The 13,583-nt window shown below is 63.2% G+C and carries 16 protein-coding genes and 1 pseudogene; 8 read left to right on the forward strand and 9 right to left on the reverse strand.

Features of this window, described 5'->3' with window-relative positions; genetic code table 11:
* Positions 1-187: 187 nt before the first annotated feature.
* The 4 genes from QCM77_RS38550 to QCM77_RS38565 all read right to left on the reverse strand — a co-directional run bounded on the left by QCM77_RS38550 (position 188) and on the right by QCM77_RS38565 (position 3,438).
* On the reverse strand, positions 188-1,027 hold the full coding sequence (locus tag QCM77_RS38550) for an adenylate/guanylate cyclase domain-containing protein (protein WP_280096355.1): 840 nt from the start codon (positions 1,025-1,027) through the stop codon (positions 188-190).
* A 55-nt stretch (positions 1,028-1,082) separates the two neighbouring features.
* Complete coding sequence (locus tag QCM77_RS38555; protein ID WP_280096356.1) at positions 1,083-1,550, reverse strand: YbaK/EbsC family protein; 468 nt, start codon at positions 1,548-1,550, stop codon at positions 1,083-1,085.
* A gap of 46 nt (positions 1,551-1,596) precedes the next feature.
* On the reverse strand, positions 1,597-2,334 hold the full coding sequence (locus QCM77_RS38560) for a haloacid dehalogenase type II (RefSeq protein ID WP_280096357.1): 738 nt from the start codon (positions 2,332-2,334) through the stop codon (positions 1,597-1,599).
* 93 nt (positions 2,335-2,427) lie between these two features.
* Positions 2,428-3,438, reverse strand: coding sequence for a zinc-dependent alcohol dehydrogenase family protein (locus QCM77_RS38565; RefSeq protein ID WP_280096358.1), 1,011 nt, complete (start codon positions 3,436-3,438; stop codon positions 2,428-2,430).
* An 85-nt stretch (positions 3,439-3,523) separates the two neighbouring features.
* On the opposite strand from QCM77_RS38565, the gene QCM77_RS38570 reads away from it, so the two are divergent.
* Positions 3,524-3,871: a MerR family transcriptional regulator gene (locus QCM77_RS38570; RefSeq protein ID WP_280096359.1), complete on the forward strand. Its 348-nt coding sequence runs from the start codon at positions 3,524-3,526 to the stop codon at positions 3,869-3,871.
* 214 nt (positions 3,872-4,085) lie between these two features.
* On the opposite strand, the gene QCM77_RS38575 is transcribed toward QCM77_RS38570, so the two are convergent.
* Entirely contained in the window at positions 4,086-4,970 is an 885-nt protein-coding gene (locus QCM77_RS38575; RefSeq protein ID WP_280096360.1) for an amidohydrolase family protein, read from the reverse strand.
* A 295-nt stretch (positions 4,971-5,265) separates the two neighbouring features.
* Here QCM77_RS38575 and ykgO point away from each other — a divergent pair, with 295 nt between their 5' ends.
* From ykgO to QCM77_RS38590, 3 genes are all read left to right on the forward strand, one after another.
* Entirely contained in the window at positions 5,266-5,391 is a 126-nt protein-coding gene (gene ykgO / locus QCM77_RS38580) for a type B 50S ribosomal protein L36 (protein WP_006611362.1), read from the forward strand.
* A 134-nt stretch (positions 5,392-5,525) separates the two neighbouring features.
* Entirely contained in the window at positions 5,526-6,167 is a 642-nt protein-coding gene (locus tag QCM77_RS38585) for a tetratricopeptide repeat protein (protein WP_279667340.1), read from the forward strand.
* Positions 6,168-6,291: 124 nt separating this feature from the next.
* Entirely contained in the window at positions 6,292-6,552 is a 261-nt protein-coding gene (locus QCM77_RS38590) for a hypothetical protein (RefSeq protein ID WP_279667339.1), read from the forward strand.
* A gap of 12 nt (positions 6,553-6,564) precedes the next feature.
* Here the strand turns inward: QCM77_RS38590 and QCM77_RS38595 are convergent, their stop codons facing one another.
* Entirely contained in the window at positions 6,565-6,747 is a 183-nt protein-coding gene (locus QCM77_RS38595; protein ID WP_279667338.1) for a hypothetical protein, read from the reverse strand.
* 325 nt (positions 6,748-7,072) lie between these two features.
* Between QCM77_RS38595 and QCM77_RS38600 the strand changes: the two genes are divergently transcribed.
* On the forward strand, positions 7,073-8,029 hold the full coding sequence (locus QCM77_RS38600) for an alpha/beta fold hydrolase (protein ID WP_279667337.1): 957 nt from the start codon (positions 7,073-7,075) through the stop codon (positions 8,027-8,029).
* On the opposite strand, the gene QCM77_RS38605 is transcribed toward QCM77_RS38600, so the two are convergent.
* The 3 genes and pseudogenes from QCM77_RS38605 to cycA form a co-directional block, all read right to left on the reverse strand.
* Positions 8,026-8,337, reverse strand: a complete 312-nt coding sequence (locus tag QCM77_RS38605) for a HigA family addiction module antitoxin (protein ID WP_279667336.1) — start codon at positions 8,335-8,337, stop codon at positions 8,026-8,028. The two genes, QCM77_RS38600 and QCM77_RS38605, sit on opposite strands and share 4 nt — an antisense overlap.
* 9 nt (positions 8,338-8,346) lie before the next feature.
* Positions 8,347-8,642, reverse strand: a pseudogene (locus tag QCM77_RS38610) (type II toxin-antitoxin system RelE/ParE family toxin).
* A 124-nt stretch (positions 8,643-8,766) separates the two neighbouring features.
* Complete coding sequence (gene cycA, locus QCM77_RS38615; protein ID WP_280096361.1) at positions 8,767-9,162, reverse strand: cytochrome c-550 CycA; 396 nt, start codon at positions 9,160-9,162, stop codon at positions 8,767-8,769.
* A gap of 271 nt (positions 9,163-9,433) precedes the next feature.
* Here cycA and QCM77_RS38620 point away from each other — a divergent pair, with 271 nt between their 5' ends.
* The 3 genes from QCM77_RS38620 (at position 9,434) to glcF (ending at position 13,547) form a co-directional block, all read left to right on the forward strand.
* Complete coding sequence (locus QCM77_RS38620) at positions 9,434-10,927, forward strand: FAD-linked oxidase C-terminal domain-containing protein (protein ID WP_280096362.1); 1,494 nt, start codon at positions 9,434-9,436, stop codon at positions 10,925-10,927.
* Between the two features lie 62 nt (positions 10,928-10,989).
* The gene (locus tag QCM77_RS38625) at positions 10,990-12,228 is read left to right on the forward strand and encodes an FAD-binding protein (protein WP_280096363.1); all 1,239 of its coding nucleotides are present in this window, start codon (positions 10,990-10,992) and stop codon (positions 12,226-12,228) included.
* Positions 12,225-13,547 (forward strand): glycolate oxidase subunit GlcF, encoded by a 1,323-nt coding sequence (gene glcF / locus QCM77_RS38630; protein ID WP_279667329.1) that lies wholly within the window; start codon positions 12,225-12,227, stop codon positions 13,545-13,547. Before QCM77_RS38625 ends, glcF begins: the two co-directional genes overlap by 4 nt.
* The last annotated feature ends 36 nt before the right edge of the window (positions 13,548-13,583 follow it).

Raw genomic sequence — 13,583 nt, forward strand, 5'->3', positions numbered from 1 at the left:
TCTTCTGCAAGCTCAAGGAATTCAAACGTATCCCGTTGCGCGCAGATAAGACCGATCAAAGCTTCGCAGCCATGATCCATCTGGCCGCAGCCGTGATAAACTCCCGATGAATCCCAACAGACCCTAGAGAGCATGATCCGGGAGCGTGCGCAGCAGCAGGCGCGAAGATGCGGTCGTGCCGCCTCGTTCAGCGCTCCCCCTTGCTGTCCGACTCAGGTCGATGCCGGAGCGCCGTCCGCATGATGGCGCCGAAGAGCAAAGCTGCGACCGGCCAATGGAACCAGATCTTGTGCATGCCGGTGAAAATATTGATCAGAATCAGAAAGGCCGACACCGTGAGGGCCGCTGCAAGCGGGCGGGGCAGCTTCGCCAGCCCATCTGAAACGAAGCGCATCCACGTGGATAACTCGTATCTGTCGCGGTGTACTGCGTCAGTTTCCGAGCCCGCAACTGCGCCCTGAGAAGCCAGGCGTTCGCCAGGCGGCAAGCTCCGTGCTTGAGCGGTTTGGCCGCTCATGGTCACACGATAGCTGGTCACGGGAGCAATGTTTTTCATTGGACGCTGGCCGAGACAGTCGAAGCCAACAGATAATTTGTTGTGCACCTGATCATAGGCGGAGCTGGAGATCACGATGCCACCGGGTTCGGCAAGTTCTTGCAGACGCGCCGCGATATTGACCCCGTCTCCATAAAGGTCGGAACCATCCACCATCACATCGCCGAGATTGATGCCGATGCGAAAACGCATCGGGGGAGGTGGGTCCGAATCCCGGTTGGAAATTTCCTGCTGAATCTCGACCGCACATTGCACGCCTTCGACGACGCTGGCGAATTCGGCGATGACAGCATCACCCCAGGTGTTTACGATCCGCCCGTCATGGCGCTCCACCAATCCCGCAATGGCCGTGCGGTAGCGGCGGAGTGTCTCCAGCGTTCCCGCCTCGTCTGCTTCCATGAGGCGAGAATAGCCGTGCACATCAGCGCACAGCACGGTGGTCAGCCGTCGTTTTACCTTATCGTCGGGCATGGTCCATACACTAGCCTCCCTGACCGGCGAATGCATCAGGCATCCCGCAGCTGCCTTACGGCCTGATCTCGCAGACATCGACCCATTCAGCCCCGGTCAGCTCGGCCATCCGGTCCGGCGTGATGCGCACCGCGCTATGGGTCGAGCCGGCGGCGGGCACGACCACGTCGAACGCCTTCAGCGACACGTCGCAATAGACCGGCAGCGGCGACTTCAGTCCGAACGGGCAGACGCCGCCGACCTCGTGGCCGGTGATGTCGGCGACCTCTTCCAGGCCCAGCATCTTCGGCTTGCCGCCGAACGCAGCCTTCACCTTCTTGTTGTCCATGCGCGAGGTGCCGGCCGCGACGATCAGGATCACGCGCTCGCCGATCCGCAGCGACAGCGTCTTGGCGATCATTCCGGGTTCGACGCCATAGGCTTCGGCGGCCAGCGGCACCGTCGCGGAGCTGATCGGGGATTCGATGACGGTGATGTCGGGGGCTTTTTCAGCGAAGAAATCGCGAACGGATTCCAGGCTCATTCCAGTCAGCTCATTCCAGACCTACGGGCGGGCGACGATCCCCGGGTCATCCTTGGATGATCCCGGGCAGCTCGGAGAGCGCGCGGACACGATGATCCGGCGCAAACCCGAGCTCGTCCATCTGGGTGCGGATCGCCTTGAACATCGTCAGCGGTGCCACGAGTTCGTTCTCGACGCAAGCCAGCGCCATCGCTTCGGGCGTCACCCGTTCGATCCAGGCGACGTTCAGCCCGAACGATTTTGCGCCCGCGACGTCCCAAGGATTGGACGAGACGAACAGCACCTCGTCGGGCGCGGTGCCGAGCACCTCGCCGATGAGCATGTAAGCCTCCGGGCTCGGCTTGAAGATAGTCTTCGCATCGACGCTGATGGTGGCGTCGAGCAGGGCGTCGAGCCCGGAGTTGCGCACGAGCGCATTCAGCATGTCCGGGCTGCCGTTGGAGAGGATGGCGAGTTTTCGCGGCTTCAGCGCCGTGAGCGCTGCCGTCGCATCCGGATAGAGATCGAGATGCAGGTACTTCTCGATGACGCGCTCGAATGCCTCGTTCTCGTAAGCGAGCCCGAGCACGCGCAGCGTATAGGCAAGCGAATCGCGCGTGACGGCTGCAAAGTCCTGATAGCGTCGCATCAGCGAGCGCAACCAGGTGTATTCGAGCTGCTTGATCCGCCAGACCTGCGTGATGATCTCGCCGTAGCCCGGAAACGCATCCTCGGTGATCTCGGCGACCGACTGGATGTCGTAGAGCGTTCCGTAGGCATCGAAGACAACGGCTTTCAGGCTCAATTGACCGGTCCTCCGGATCGCTGCAGGCGCATGGACTATACTAGGCGCAGCTATATCGATCCAAGACGGAAACGCGAATTGGGCCGTTGGCTTCTAAAATTTTATGACGATCTTGCCGAAGTGTGAGCCGGTTCGGAGGTGCGCATATGCTTCGGGGGCCTCGTCGAAGCCATAGATCCGATCGACGATAGGGTGGATCGCATGTTCGGTCAGGAAGCGATTCATCGCGGCAAAGTGTTCGACCGATCCGACGGTGACGCCGATGATGTCGGCATTCTCCCACTGAAGACGCGCGAGGTCGGGCTTGGGGCCGAACCCCGTCAAAACGCCAATCTGAACGATCTTGCCACCCGAAGCGACCGATCGCAGCGATCGGTCATAGGTGCCGGGACCGCCGAGTTCGAGGACATGACTGGCTCCTGAGCCATTCGTCGCCTTCATCAGGGCGGCATCCCAGTCAGGGGTGTCGCGGTAGTTGATGAGAATCGAGCCGCCCAGCGCCTTGGCGCGGGCGAGTTTTTCGTCAGAGGAGGATATCACAATCGCGCGCGCGCCCAGCGCCACTGCGAACTGAAGGCCGAACAGCGCGACGCCACCCGTTCCCTGGACCAGCAACGTATCGCCTTTGCCCATCCCGCCGCGTGCGATGAGGCCATGGAAAGCCGTGACGCCGGCACAGGGCAGGGTCGCGGCCTCGACCGAGGACAAATGCGCCGGCACGGACACCAGTGCGGTTGCCGGCAGCACGACATACTCAGCCAGCATTCCATCCAAGGTGTTGCCGCCGAGAGCTGACAGAATGTAGCTGGCCTTGAACGGCCCCGAGATCCAATCGCGAAAGTACGATGCGGCGACGCGGTCGCCCACCTTCCATTGCACGACGTCGGCGCCGATGGCATCAACGACGCCTGCACCGTCACAGAGCGGTACGCGGCCGTTGAGCTCGCCTTGGGCTGCGCGGTCGAGGATCAGGAGGTCGCGGTAGTTGAGGCTTGCGGCTTCGACCCGGATGCGGACCTCGCCGTTGGCGGGTTCCGGTTGACTGACGTCGGCCCGCACAAGGCTAGCGGCACCAGCATGGCCATTCAGATGGTAGGCTTTCATCGTTGCTCCCTTCGCAAGCGGCATTCACTTGGACGAGCAGAGGCTGTAAGCTCTGACAGTGCTGTCAGGGTCAAGAGGTTTTCAGGTGAAGATTGGTGAGCTTTCCCGGCGGACGGGAGTCAGCGTCCGAATGCTGCGCTACTACGAAGGTGAAGGACTGCTTGCGCCGCAGCGGACGAACTCCGGCTATCGCGACTATGGCCCGGCCGAAGAGGAAACCGTACGGCGGATCAAGATGCTCGGCGGCGCCGGGATGACGCTCGAAACGATTCAGCGGTTGCTCCCCTGCGTGAAGAACAACGATCCGGCTTTCACGCCGTGCAACGAACTGCGAAAGATACTCACTCAGCAGGTCGGCCTGATCGACGAACGTATCGAGACGCTGAGCCAAAGCCGGACAATTTTGGCTGGCTTCCTCGCAAGCGTGAACTGATCGCACACCGTGGCCATCAGATTCACCGGCTCCCCACGAGCAGAGCGGCACGAGGGCATCGGCCAACCTGTGTCCCAAAGGGGCGAGACTGTAGTCTACTAGCGGAGGCACTTTCGTCGATGGAGGCCTGGCGCAAGTCTGAGGCCTTGAGCGCCTGAGCGTGAGGGCTTCGATAACAGCGTCGAAGCCCTCGATGCGCTGATGACTTACGCGCCTAGATTCCCAGAATCTTCCTTGCGTTGGCCTTGAGCACCTTCGGCCGGATCTCGTCGCGGATATCGATCTTGGCAAAATCCGACAGCCAGCGGTCCGGCGTGATCACCGGCCAGTCCGAGCCGAACAGCATCTTGTCCTGCAGGATCGAGTTGATGTAACGGACCAGGATCGGCGGGAAATATTTCGGCGACCAGCCGGACAGGTCGATATAGACGTTGGGCTTGTGGGTCGCGACCGACAGCGCCTCTTCCTGCCAGGGGAAGGAGGGGTGGGCGAGGATGATCTTGAGGTCGGGGAAGTCAGCCGCGACGTCGTCCATGTACATCGGGTTGGAAAATTTCAGCCGCATCCCCATGCCGCCGGGCATGCCGGAGCCGACTCCGGTCTGGCCGGTGTGGAATAGCGCGATCGCGCCGCCATTGTTGATTTCTTCATAGAGCGGATAGGCCATGCGGTCGTTGGCGTAGAAGCCCTGCATGGTCGGGTGGAATTTGAAGCCGCGCACCCCGTATTCGTCGATCAGCTTGCGTGCCTCGCGCACGCCGAGCTTGCCCTTGTGCGGGTCGATCGAGACGAAGGGGATGAGGACGTCGAGATGGTCGGAGGCGATCTCCAGCATCTCCTCATTCTTGTAGCGGCGGAAGCCGGTCTCGCGCTCGGCATCGACCGGGAAGATCACCGCGGCGATGTTCTTGGAGCGATAGTAGGCGGCGGTTTCCGGCACGGTCGGCGGATGCTTGTGCGGCGACTTGAAATAGTCGGCCATCTGCGCCTGGAAATCGTCATAGCCGTCGTCGGGATGGGTGCCGCAGGGCTCCTCGGCATGGGTGTGGATGTCGATGGCGACGACGTCGTCGATATTGGGCAGCTTCAGCTTCGGCATTGGTTTCCTCCCGACGGTTGCCGATTTGATTATATGATATAACGAATTTGGCAAGGCGTTGTGGGGGATGCAGATTGGGGCCGATCCGGCTCCTTCTACTTTGCATGGGGTTGTTTTCAAGAATTTGCTGGGTAGGAACGGGGCAGTTAACATTGACATCCGGTCCTCCCATGCCTTAAGAACCGCCGCGTCCCGGGCGGTCGATCTGCCAGCGGGAAAAATCTCATTTTGCCTCATTCGCGCGTGCCGAAACGGTAGTGCCGAACACGGCCTTTCGAACGTTCAGGATTCTGCCATGAAGGTCCGTAACTCGCTGAAATCGCTGCGCGGTCGCCATCGCGCCAACCGCCTGGTCCGCCGCAAGGGCCGGGTCTATGTGATCAACAAGGTGCAGCGCCGCTTCAAGGCTCGCCAGGGCTGATTTGGGCGGCTGATCTGGGCGGCTGATTTCGCCCTGCCGGACGCCCGAGCGCGCGCCCCGCAAGACCACGGTCTCACACGAGTTTGACGCCGCCCTGCTTTGCAAGGGCGGCTTTACGCGTTTACACTTCGACCATGGCAGTGAGATTCCTCTTCGCGCGCACCCTGTGTCTGGCCCTCGTGCTGGGAGCCGCCGGCCTCGCTCCTGCGCTGGCGCAGCAGATTGATCCGCCGGCCCCGCCCGGCAAGCAGAAGAAACTTCCGGAAGCGCCGGCCAAGCTGCCCAAGGTCGACCGCACCAAGAATCTCGATTTCCTGTTCGGCGCGCTGAAAGCTGCGCCCGACGAGGTCAGCGCCAAGCATGTCGAGGCGCGGATCTGGGCGATCTGGATCCAGACGCCGAGCGACACCGCGGCGCTGTTGATGGCGCGGGCCAAGACCGCGGTCGACGCAAAGAAGATCGAGGTTGCGATCAAGTTGCTGGATTCGGTCGTCAAGCTCAGGCCCGACTACATCGAGGCCTGGAACCGGCGCGCGACGCTCTACTACATGCAGAACGACTATGGCCGCTCGCTTGCCGACATCCGCGAGGTGCTGATCCGCGAGCCCCGCCATTTCGGCGCGCTCGCAGGCCTTGGCATGATCATGCAGGAGATCGGCGACGAAAAGCGCGCGCTCGAGGCCTACCGCAAGGCGCTCGCCGTCAATCCGCACCTCGAGAAGATCCCCGACCAAGTCAAGGCGCTGACCGAGAAGGTCGAAGGCCGCGATATTTAGCGGACAAGTCGATCATTGCTCGATCGAATGCGGCGCAGGCGTGTTAACCACGATGACACGCGGCGCGTTACAAGGGGTATGGGTGGCACGGCCGCAGGCCTACCTTCATGGCGGGAGCACAGCCATGAAGCGTTTGATCTTTGCAGGGATATTGCTGCTCGCGTCGGGCACGGTGAGCCTCGCCGACGGACTGTTCTGGGTGGTCGGCAACCGCGCCACCGGAAAATGCAACATTGTGACCAGCAATCCCGTCATCATCGGCGACGTCTGGTTCGGTGACGGCCCGTACAAATCGAAAGCCGACGCCAAGCTTGCCCGTTCGACGATCCGCGCCTGTCCCGCACTCACGCCTGACGAGGAAAAGGACGAGGACAGGACAAACTAGGTCGACAGCGACCTAGTGCAAAGCGCTGCCGCCGCGCTCGGCGAGGCCGCGATCGATCGCTGCGGCGTAGGCCTTTGCAAGCTCCGTCTCGAGGTGCTCGTTGATCAGCAGCAGCGCGCGCACGGCACCGCGCAGGTCGCCGTTGCAGCTTGCCACGATCTCGTCGATCGCAGTGTCTTTGGATCTGAAGCTCATTGAAATTCTCCGGTTCAAATCAGGACAAATCCTACCGGCCTTCTCGCATCCCCAGGGGTTGCGAGCAGGATCGGCGCCCACCCGCGTCTAAATGGCGGAACCGACCGTGGCGATTATATGGAAGCCGTGATGACGACTGCATGAAGCTGTTTCGAAGCTTGCTGCTGCGGGGGAATAACGTTGATTTCGTTGCCTTTTTTCCTGCAGGAATTATGCACATATCCACAGCCCCGGCATTTCAGTGGAGCGCGGGGTCTCCCCGGGCGAAACTGCCGCCCGCAAGCCACGTAACTGCCCTGTGCCCTGCATCGCCCGGATTCCATCCATGATCGTGATGTCAGTCGTGACGGCGCTGGTGCTGCTGGCGCTGGTCACGCAGGCCGGCGTCCTCGCCGTGCAACGCGCCTTTCCACCGCTGGGCCGGATGATCGAGGTCGATGGGGCTGTGCTTCACGTCGTCGATATCGGCCCTCGCGATCCGGGCCTGCCGATCGTGATGCTGCACGGCGCGAGCTCCAACCTGGAAGCGATGCGGCGGCCGCTCGGCGACCTCCTCGCCAACAACCACCGCGTCATCCTGATCGACCGTCCCGGCCATGGCTGGAGCACGCGGGCGCGGCGGCAGGATTCGACGCCGGAGGTCCAGGCGCGGATGATCGATGAGGCGCTCGACAAGCTCGGGATCGATCGCGCGGTCTTCGTCGTGCATTCCTGGAGCGGCGCGCTCGGCGCGCGGTTGGCACTCGATCATCCCGGCCGCGTCGCGGGCCTTGTGATGCTCGCGCCCGTCACCCATCCTTGGCGCGGCGGCGTCGGCCGCTACAACGAGATCATCGCAACGCCCGTGATCGGCCCGCTGCTCGCCTACACCATAACCCTGCCGCTCGGCTATTTCCTGAGCGAGCCCGGCGCGCGCAACGTCTTCCTGCCGCAAATGATGCCGGATGGTTTCGTGCAGGACTCCGCGACGCCGCTGCTGCTGCGCCCGCGCGAGTTCATCGCCAACGCCTATGATCTGGTGACGCTGAAGGAAGCGGTCGCCGCGCAGGTTGCGCGCTACGGCGAGATATCGGCGCCGGTCACGATCATCGCCGGCGAGCCGGACAAGACGGTGAAGACCAACATTCACGCGCGCCCGTTCGCCGCGACCGTACAAAATGCAAAGCTGATCGTGCTGCCTGATCTCGGCCACATGGTGCAGAACGCGGTGCCGGATCTCGTGAAGACGGAGATCGAGATGTTGATCGGGAAAATAGCTTCCGTAAAGGCGGTAAGCGGCTAAGCAGCCTTCTCCGCGAGAGGCCTGGCACGCTCGATCCGCTTGCGCTCACTCGGCGAATTCATTGCTTCCCAAAGATCTGTGCGGCGTTGAATGTTCAGCCAGAAATCGGGACTATTGCCAAAGACGCGCGCGAGAATGAGCGCCGTTGCCGCGGTCACGTTCCGGCGATCGTTACAAAGCTCGTTGACGTGCTTGCGCTGCACACCCATGGCCTCAGCGAGCGCTCCCTGGGTCAGGCCAAAGGGATCCATGAACTCTTCGGTTAGAATTTGCCCGACCGTTGCAGGCTTGCGCTTGGTCATCAGCATGCGGTCTGCCTATCTGTAGCTGTGATCGTCCAAATAGACTTCTTCGGCCTCGCCCCGGCTGCTGGACCATCGAAAGACCAGCCGCATTGCCTGTTGATGCGGATCGAATGCAGTCCTGCCAGATTGCCGCGCAGCTTCTCGAAATGATTGCTAGGGGGCACCCGAAGGTCCTGATCCGACGTCGCGTCGTCGAGCATCTGAAGTCTGCGAAAAAGTCTGTCCTCGATATCGGCGGGAATCCGTCTTGATCTGACGTCGTCAACGAAGAAGGCGTGCAGCCATTCGTCACGGAAACTCGAGATCATCAACAAGCCCCGCCGATTGAGGCATTGTACCACATAGTGGTACAATGGCAATGCTCATAGCCGGCGGGGCTTCTTTCAGGAAAATAACCTGGATTTGGCGGCGAGGACGCCGCCGTTCACGCGCTTACTGCTTGATCTTCCCGTCCTTGTCGAACTGCGACACATAGGTCCAGAGATTGTTGATCTCGGTCTCGTTCTTGATGCCGGCGAACGCCATCTTGGTGCCGGGGATCTTGGCCTTGGGATCCTTGATGTATTCCTTGAACAGCGCCTCGTTCCAGGTGATGCCGGAATTCTTGTTCGCGTCGGAGTAATTGTAGTCCGGCGCGGTGCCGGACTTGCGGCCGTCGAGGCCGTTGAGCTCGGGGCCGACCTTGTTCTTGGCGCCTTCGCCGATCGCGTGGCAGGCCAGGCATTTGTTGAACGACGACTTGCCGGCCGCGACATCCTGCGCCATCGCGGCGGGTGCGGTGGCAATCGCGGTGAGGATGGTCAGTGCGCCAAAAATCAGTTTTGTCATCGGGTGCTCTTCGTCTCTTCCCTGGGGATGGTCAGTACTTGCCTGATCGGCAATCGTCGGACCTGCCGGTTTTGGCAGGCCCGCTCGGCTTGGACAAGCCGCCAAACCATGACAGGTTTCACGATTTCCTACTTGTCCCAGAGCGAACTCGCGCAAGATCGTCGATCCGACTTTCGGATGGCCTACCCAAACCACCGCGGACGTGGTTGATTTGCCGCGACAAATCGATCGTGCGGCGCCAGCCGGAAGGATATGCCATGAAGGAAATGTTATGGCCATCATGATGCCTGCGAGCGACCAGGCCGTGCTCGCGCGCCGCGCCGAGATCGTGACTGCATTGCGCGCAATCGTACCCGGCGAAGGCGTGATCGACAGCGCCGCGGAGATGCGGGCCTATGAATCCGACGGGTTGACGGCCTATCGGCAGCCGCCGATGGTCGTGGTGCTGCCCGACACGACCGAGCAGGTTTCGCTCGTCCTGAAATATTGTGCAGAGCAGGGCATCAAGGTGGTGCCGCGCGGCTCCGGCACCTCGCTGTCCGGAGGCGCGCTGCCGCTGGAAGACGGCGTGCTCCTGGGCCTCGGCAAGTTCAAGCGCATCCGCGAGATCGATTTCGACAACCGGGCCGTCGTCACCGAGCCCGGCGTCACCAATCTGGCGATCAGCCAGGCGGTCGCCCATGCCGGCTTCTACTACGCGCCCGATCCGTCGTCGCAGATCGCCTGCTCGATCGGCGGCAATGTCGCGGAGAACTCCGGCGGCGTGCACTGCCTGAAATACGGCATGACAACCAACAACGTGCTCGGCTGCGAGATCGTGCTGATGAGCGGCGAGATTTTGCGCATCGGCGGCAAGTCGGCGGAGACCCCCGGCTACGACCTGATGGGCGTCATCACCGGCTCCGAAGGGCTGCTCGGCGTCATCACCGAGATCACGGTGCGCATTCTGCAAAAGCCGGAGACGGCGCGCGCGCTGATGGTCGGCTTCGCGCAAGTCGAGGCGGCCGGCGAATGCGTGGCGCGCATCATCGGCGCCGGCATCATTCCCGGTGGCATGGAGATGATGGACAAGCCTGCGATCCACGCCGCGGAGGCCTTCGTCCATGCCGGCTATCCGCTTGATGTCGAGGCGCTCCTCATCATCGAGCTCGACGGTCCCAAGATCGAGGTCGACGAGCTGATCACGCGGGTCGAGACGATTGCGAACGCTTGCGGCTCGACCACCTGCCAGATCTCGACCTCGGAGGCCGAGCGCAATCTGTTCTGGGCGGGCCGGAAAGCCGCGTTTCCCGCCGTCGGCCGCATCTCCCCGGACTATCTCTGCATGGACGGCACCATCCCGCGCGGCGCGCTGCCGAAGGCGCTGGCGCGCATCCGCGAGCTATCGGAAAAATACCAGCTCGGCTGCGCCAACGTGTTCCATGCCGGCGACGGCAACCTGCATCCGCTGATCCTCTATGACGCCAACAAGCCCGGCGAGATCGAGCGCGCCGAAGCCTTCGGCGCCGACATCCTGCGCGCCTGCGTCGAGTTCGGCGGCGTGCTCACCGGCGAGCACGGCGTCGGCATCGAGAAGCGCGACCTGATGCCGGAGATGTTTTCCGAGATCGACCTCAACCAGCAGCAGCGCCTGAAATGCGCCTTCGACGCGCAAGGGCTGCTCAACCCCGGAAAGGTGTTTCCGACCTTGCACCGCTGCGCCGAGCTCGGCCGCATGCATGTGCATGCGGGGAAGGTGGCGTTTCCGGACATTCCGCGGTTCTAGCGTCGCCTCGCTGCAACGCGCCAAATTTGATTTCCGCTGCAAACTTCGATACCGGCTCAGTCGTGGACACGCTCAAGGTCAGAGACGCCAAAGACGTCGAAGAGGTGGTGCGCGCGGCGATCGCGAGCGAGCAGCCGCTCGAGATCATCGGTCATGGCAGCAAGCGCGCCATTGGCCACGCGATGGCGACCAACGCCGTGCTCGACGTCTCCGCGCTGAATGCCGTCACGTCCTACGAGCCGAACGAGCTAATCATCACGCTCCAGGCCGGTGCGCCGCTGGCCGACGTGCTGTCGATGATCGATGCCAAGAACCAGCAATTCGCCTTCGAGCCGATGAATACCGCGCCGCTGCTCGGCATGCCGGTATCAGGCACCATCGGCGGCATGATCGCGGCCGGGCTGGCCGGCCCGCGCCGGATCAAGGCGGGTGGGGCGCGTGACCATCTGCTCGGGGCGCATGCCGTGTCCGGTTTCGGCGACAGCTTCAAGACCGGTGGCAAGGTGGTGAAGAATGTCACCGGCTACGACCTCTGCAAGCTTCTCGCCGGTTCCTGGGGCACGCTGTCGGTCATGACCGAGGTCACGCTGAAGGTGATGCCGAAGCCGGAGGCCGAGCGAACGCTGCTGCTGCGCGGGCTCGATGATGCGGCCGCCAACAAGGCCATGACCGCGGCGCTCGGCTCGCCCTTCGACGTCTCCGGTGCCGCGCACCTGCCGAAATCGGCGTTCCGAACCAGGACCGACGGGCTTGGCGATATCCCGGGCCAGGGCGAGGCGCTGACCGTGCTGCGGCTCGAAGGCATTACCGCCTCCGCCGCCCACCGTGCCGGCTCGCTGCGCGAATTGCTGGCCCCGTTCGGAACCGCGACGCTGGTCGAGGACATCGCGTCCGCGACGCTGTGGGCCACGATCCGCGACGTGCTGCCGTTCGCGGCCGACGGCGCGTTGGGGGCCTGGTCGGTCTGGCGAATCGTCTGTCCGCCGGCGTCAGGCGCAGCGCTCGGGACGCTGCTGGCGCGCGAGACCGGCGGCGACGTGATCTACGATTGGGGCGGCGGACTGATCTGGGCGGCGTTGCCGCCGAAGTCGGACGCGCATGCGCCTTCCGTGCGTCAGCGTGCGAATGCCGTCGGAGGGCATGCCACGCTGATCCGGGCGGCCGAGGACATCAGGCGCGATGTCGACGTGTTCCATCCGCAGGCGGCTGGCATTGCCGCGTTGAGCGAGCGGGTCCGCGCCAGTTTCGATCCGAAGACCATCCTCAACCGGGGCCGGCTGACGCGGGGCGCTGCGGCATGAAGACCGAATTCTCACTGGCGCAGCTCGCCGACCCCGACATCGCGGAAGCCGACAAGATCCTGCGCGCCTGCGTCCATTGCGGCTTCTGCACCGCAACCTGTCCGACCTATGTGCTGCTTGGCGACGAGCTCGATAGCCCGCGCGGCCGCATCTATCTGATCAAGGAGATGCTGGAGAAGGACCAGGCGCCGACGGCTGAGGTGGTCAAGCATGTCGACCGCTGCCTGTCCTGCCTTGCCTGCATGACCACCTGTCCGTCCGGGGTGAACTACATGCACCTGGTCGATCAGGCCCGGGTCAGGATCGAGCAGCGTTACAAGCGGCCGCTGGCCGAGCGGCTGCTGCGACGGATGCTCGCCTTCGTCCTGCCGGACCCTCAGCGTTTCCGCGCCAGCATGTGGCTGGCGCGGCTGGCCCGCCCGCTGGCCGTGTTGCTGCCGACGCCCCGGCCGTCGGCGACGCCCGGCCTGATCCAGCGCCTCAAGGCGATGCTGGCACTGGCGCCGAACCGGCTGCCGCCGCCGGGGCCCGCCGCCGGCAGTGTGTTCGCAGCACTCGGCAAGAAGCGCGGCCGGGTCGCCCTTCTCCAGGGCTGCGCCCAGCAGGTGCTGGCGCCGCGCATCAACCAGGCCGCCATCAGTCTCCTTACGCGCCACGGCATCGAGGTCGTCCTTGTCAGGGACGAGCAGTGCTGCGGCGCGCTGACCCATCACCTCGGCAACGACCAGGACGCATTGGCGCGGGCTCGCGCCAACGTCGCGGCGTGGCGCACGGAAGCGGCCGGCGATGGGCTCGACGCCATCCTGGTGACGGCGTCCGGCTGCGGCACCGTGATCAAGGACTACGGCTATCTGCTGCGCGAGGACGCTGCGTTTGCCGCCGACGCGGCGAAGGTCTCCGCGCTCGCCAAGGACATCACCGAATACGTCGCCGGCCTTGGACTCGCGGCCATCGCGCGACAGGACAACATCGTCGTCGCCTATCACTCGGCGTGTTCGTTGCAGCACGGACAGAAAATCACGGACCTTCCGAAAGAATTGCTTTCCAAGAATGGATTCGTGGTGAAAGATGTGCCGGAGAGCCATTTGTGTTGCGGTTCGGCGGGGACCTACAACATTCTCCAGCCCGAGCTTGCGGGCCGGTTGCGCGATCGCAAGGTCGCCAACATCGCGAGCGTCAAGCCGGACATGATTGCCGCAGGCAATATCGGCTGCATGGTGCAGATTGCCAGTGGCACGTCAGTTCCGGTCGTACACACGATTGAGCTTCTCGATTGGGCTACGGGCGGGTCACGGCCGGCATTGAACGCGCAAGGCTGAGCTTTCGAAGGCTGAGCTTTGGTCCGGAGGTGACGG

This window comes from Bradyrhizobium nivariense (genome assembly GCF_029846695.2).
Taxonomy (GTDB): Bacteria; Pseudomonadota; Alphaproteobacteria; order Rhizobiales; family Xanthobacteraceae; genus Bradyrhizobium.

Excerpts from the sequence above, each read along its gene's own strand:
- QCM77_RS38550 (WP_280096355.1), bottom strand. The coding sequence starts at position 1,027 with ATGCCCGACGATAAGGTAAAACGACGGCTGACCACCGTGCTGTGCGCT.
- QCM77_RS38555 (WP_280096356.1), bottom strand. The coding sequence starts at position 1,550 with ATGAGCCTGGAATCCGTTCGCGATTTCTTCGCTGAAAAAGCCCCCGAC.
- QCM77_RS38565 (WP_280096358.1), bottom strand. The coding sequence starts at position 3,438 with ATGAAAGCCTACCATCTGAATGGCCATGCTGGTGCCGCTAGCCTTGTG.
- QCM77_RS38575 (WP_280096360.1), bottom strand. The coding sequence starts at position 4,970 with ATGCCGAAGCTGAAGCTGCCCAATATCGACGACGTCGTCGCCATCGAC.
- ykgO (WP_006611362.1), top strand. The coding sequence starts at position 5,266 with ATGAAGGTCCGTAACTCGCTGAAATCGCTGCGCGGTCGCCATCGCGCC.
- QCM77_RS38585 (WP_279667340.1), top strand. The coding sequence starts at position 5,526 with ATGGCAGTGAGATTCCTCTTCGCGCGCACCCTGTGTCTGGCCCTCGTG.
- QCM77_RS38590 (WP_279667339.1), top strand. The coding sequence starts at position 6,292 with ATGAAGCGTTTGATCTTTGCAGGGATATTGCTGCTCGCGTCGGGCACG.
- QCM77_RS38595 (WP_279667338.1), bottom strand. The coding sequence starts at position 6,747 with ATGAGCTTCAGATCCAAAGACACTGCGATCGACGAGATCGTGGCAAGC.
- QCM77_RS38600 (WP_279667337.1), top strand. The coding sequence starts at position 7,073 with ATGATCGTGATGTCAGTCGTGACGGCGCTGGTGCTGCTGGCGCTGGTC.
- QCM77_RS38605 (WP_279667336.1), bottom strand. The coding sequence starts at position 8,337 with ATGCTGATGACCAAGCGCAAGCCTGCAACGGTCGGGCAAATTCTAACC.
- cycA (WP_280096361.1), bottom strand. The coding sequence starts at position 9,162 with ATGACAAAACTGATTTTTGGCGCACTGACCATCCTCACCGCGATTGCC.
- QCM77_RS38620 (WP_280096362.1), top strand. The coding sequence starts at position 9,434 with ATGGCCATCATGATGCCTGCGAGCGACCAGGCCGTGCTCGCGCGCCGC.
- glcF (WP_279667329.1), top strand. The coding sequence starts at position 12,225 with ATGAAGACCGAATTCTCACTGGCGCAGCTCGCCGACCCCGACATCGCG.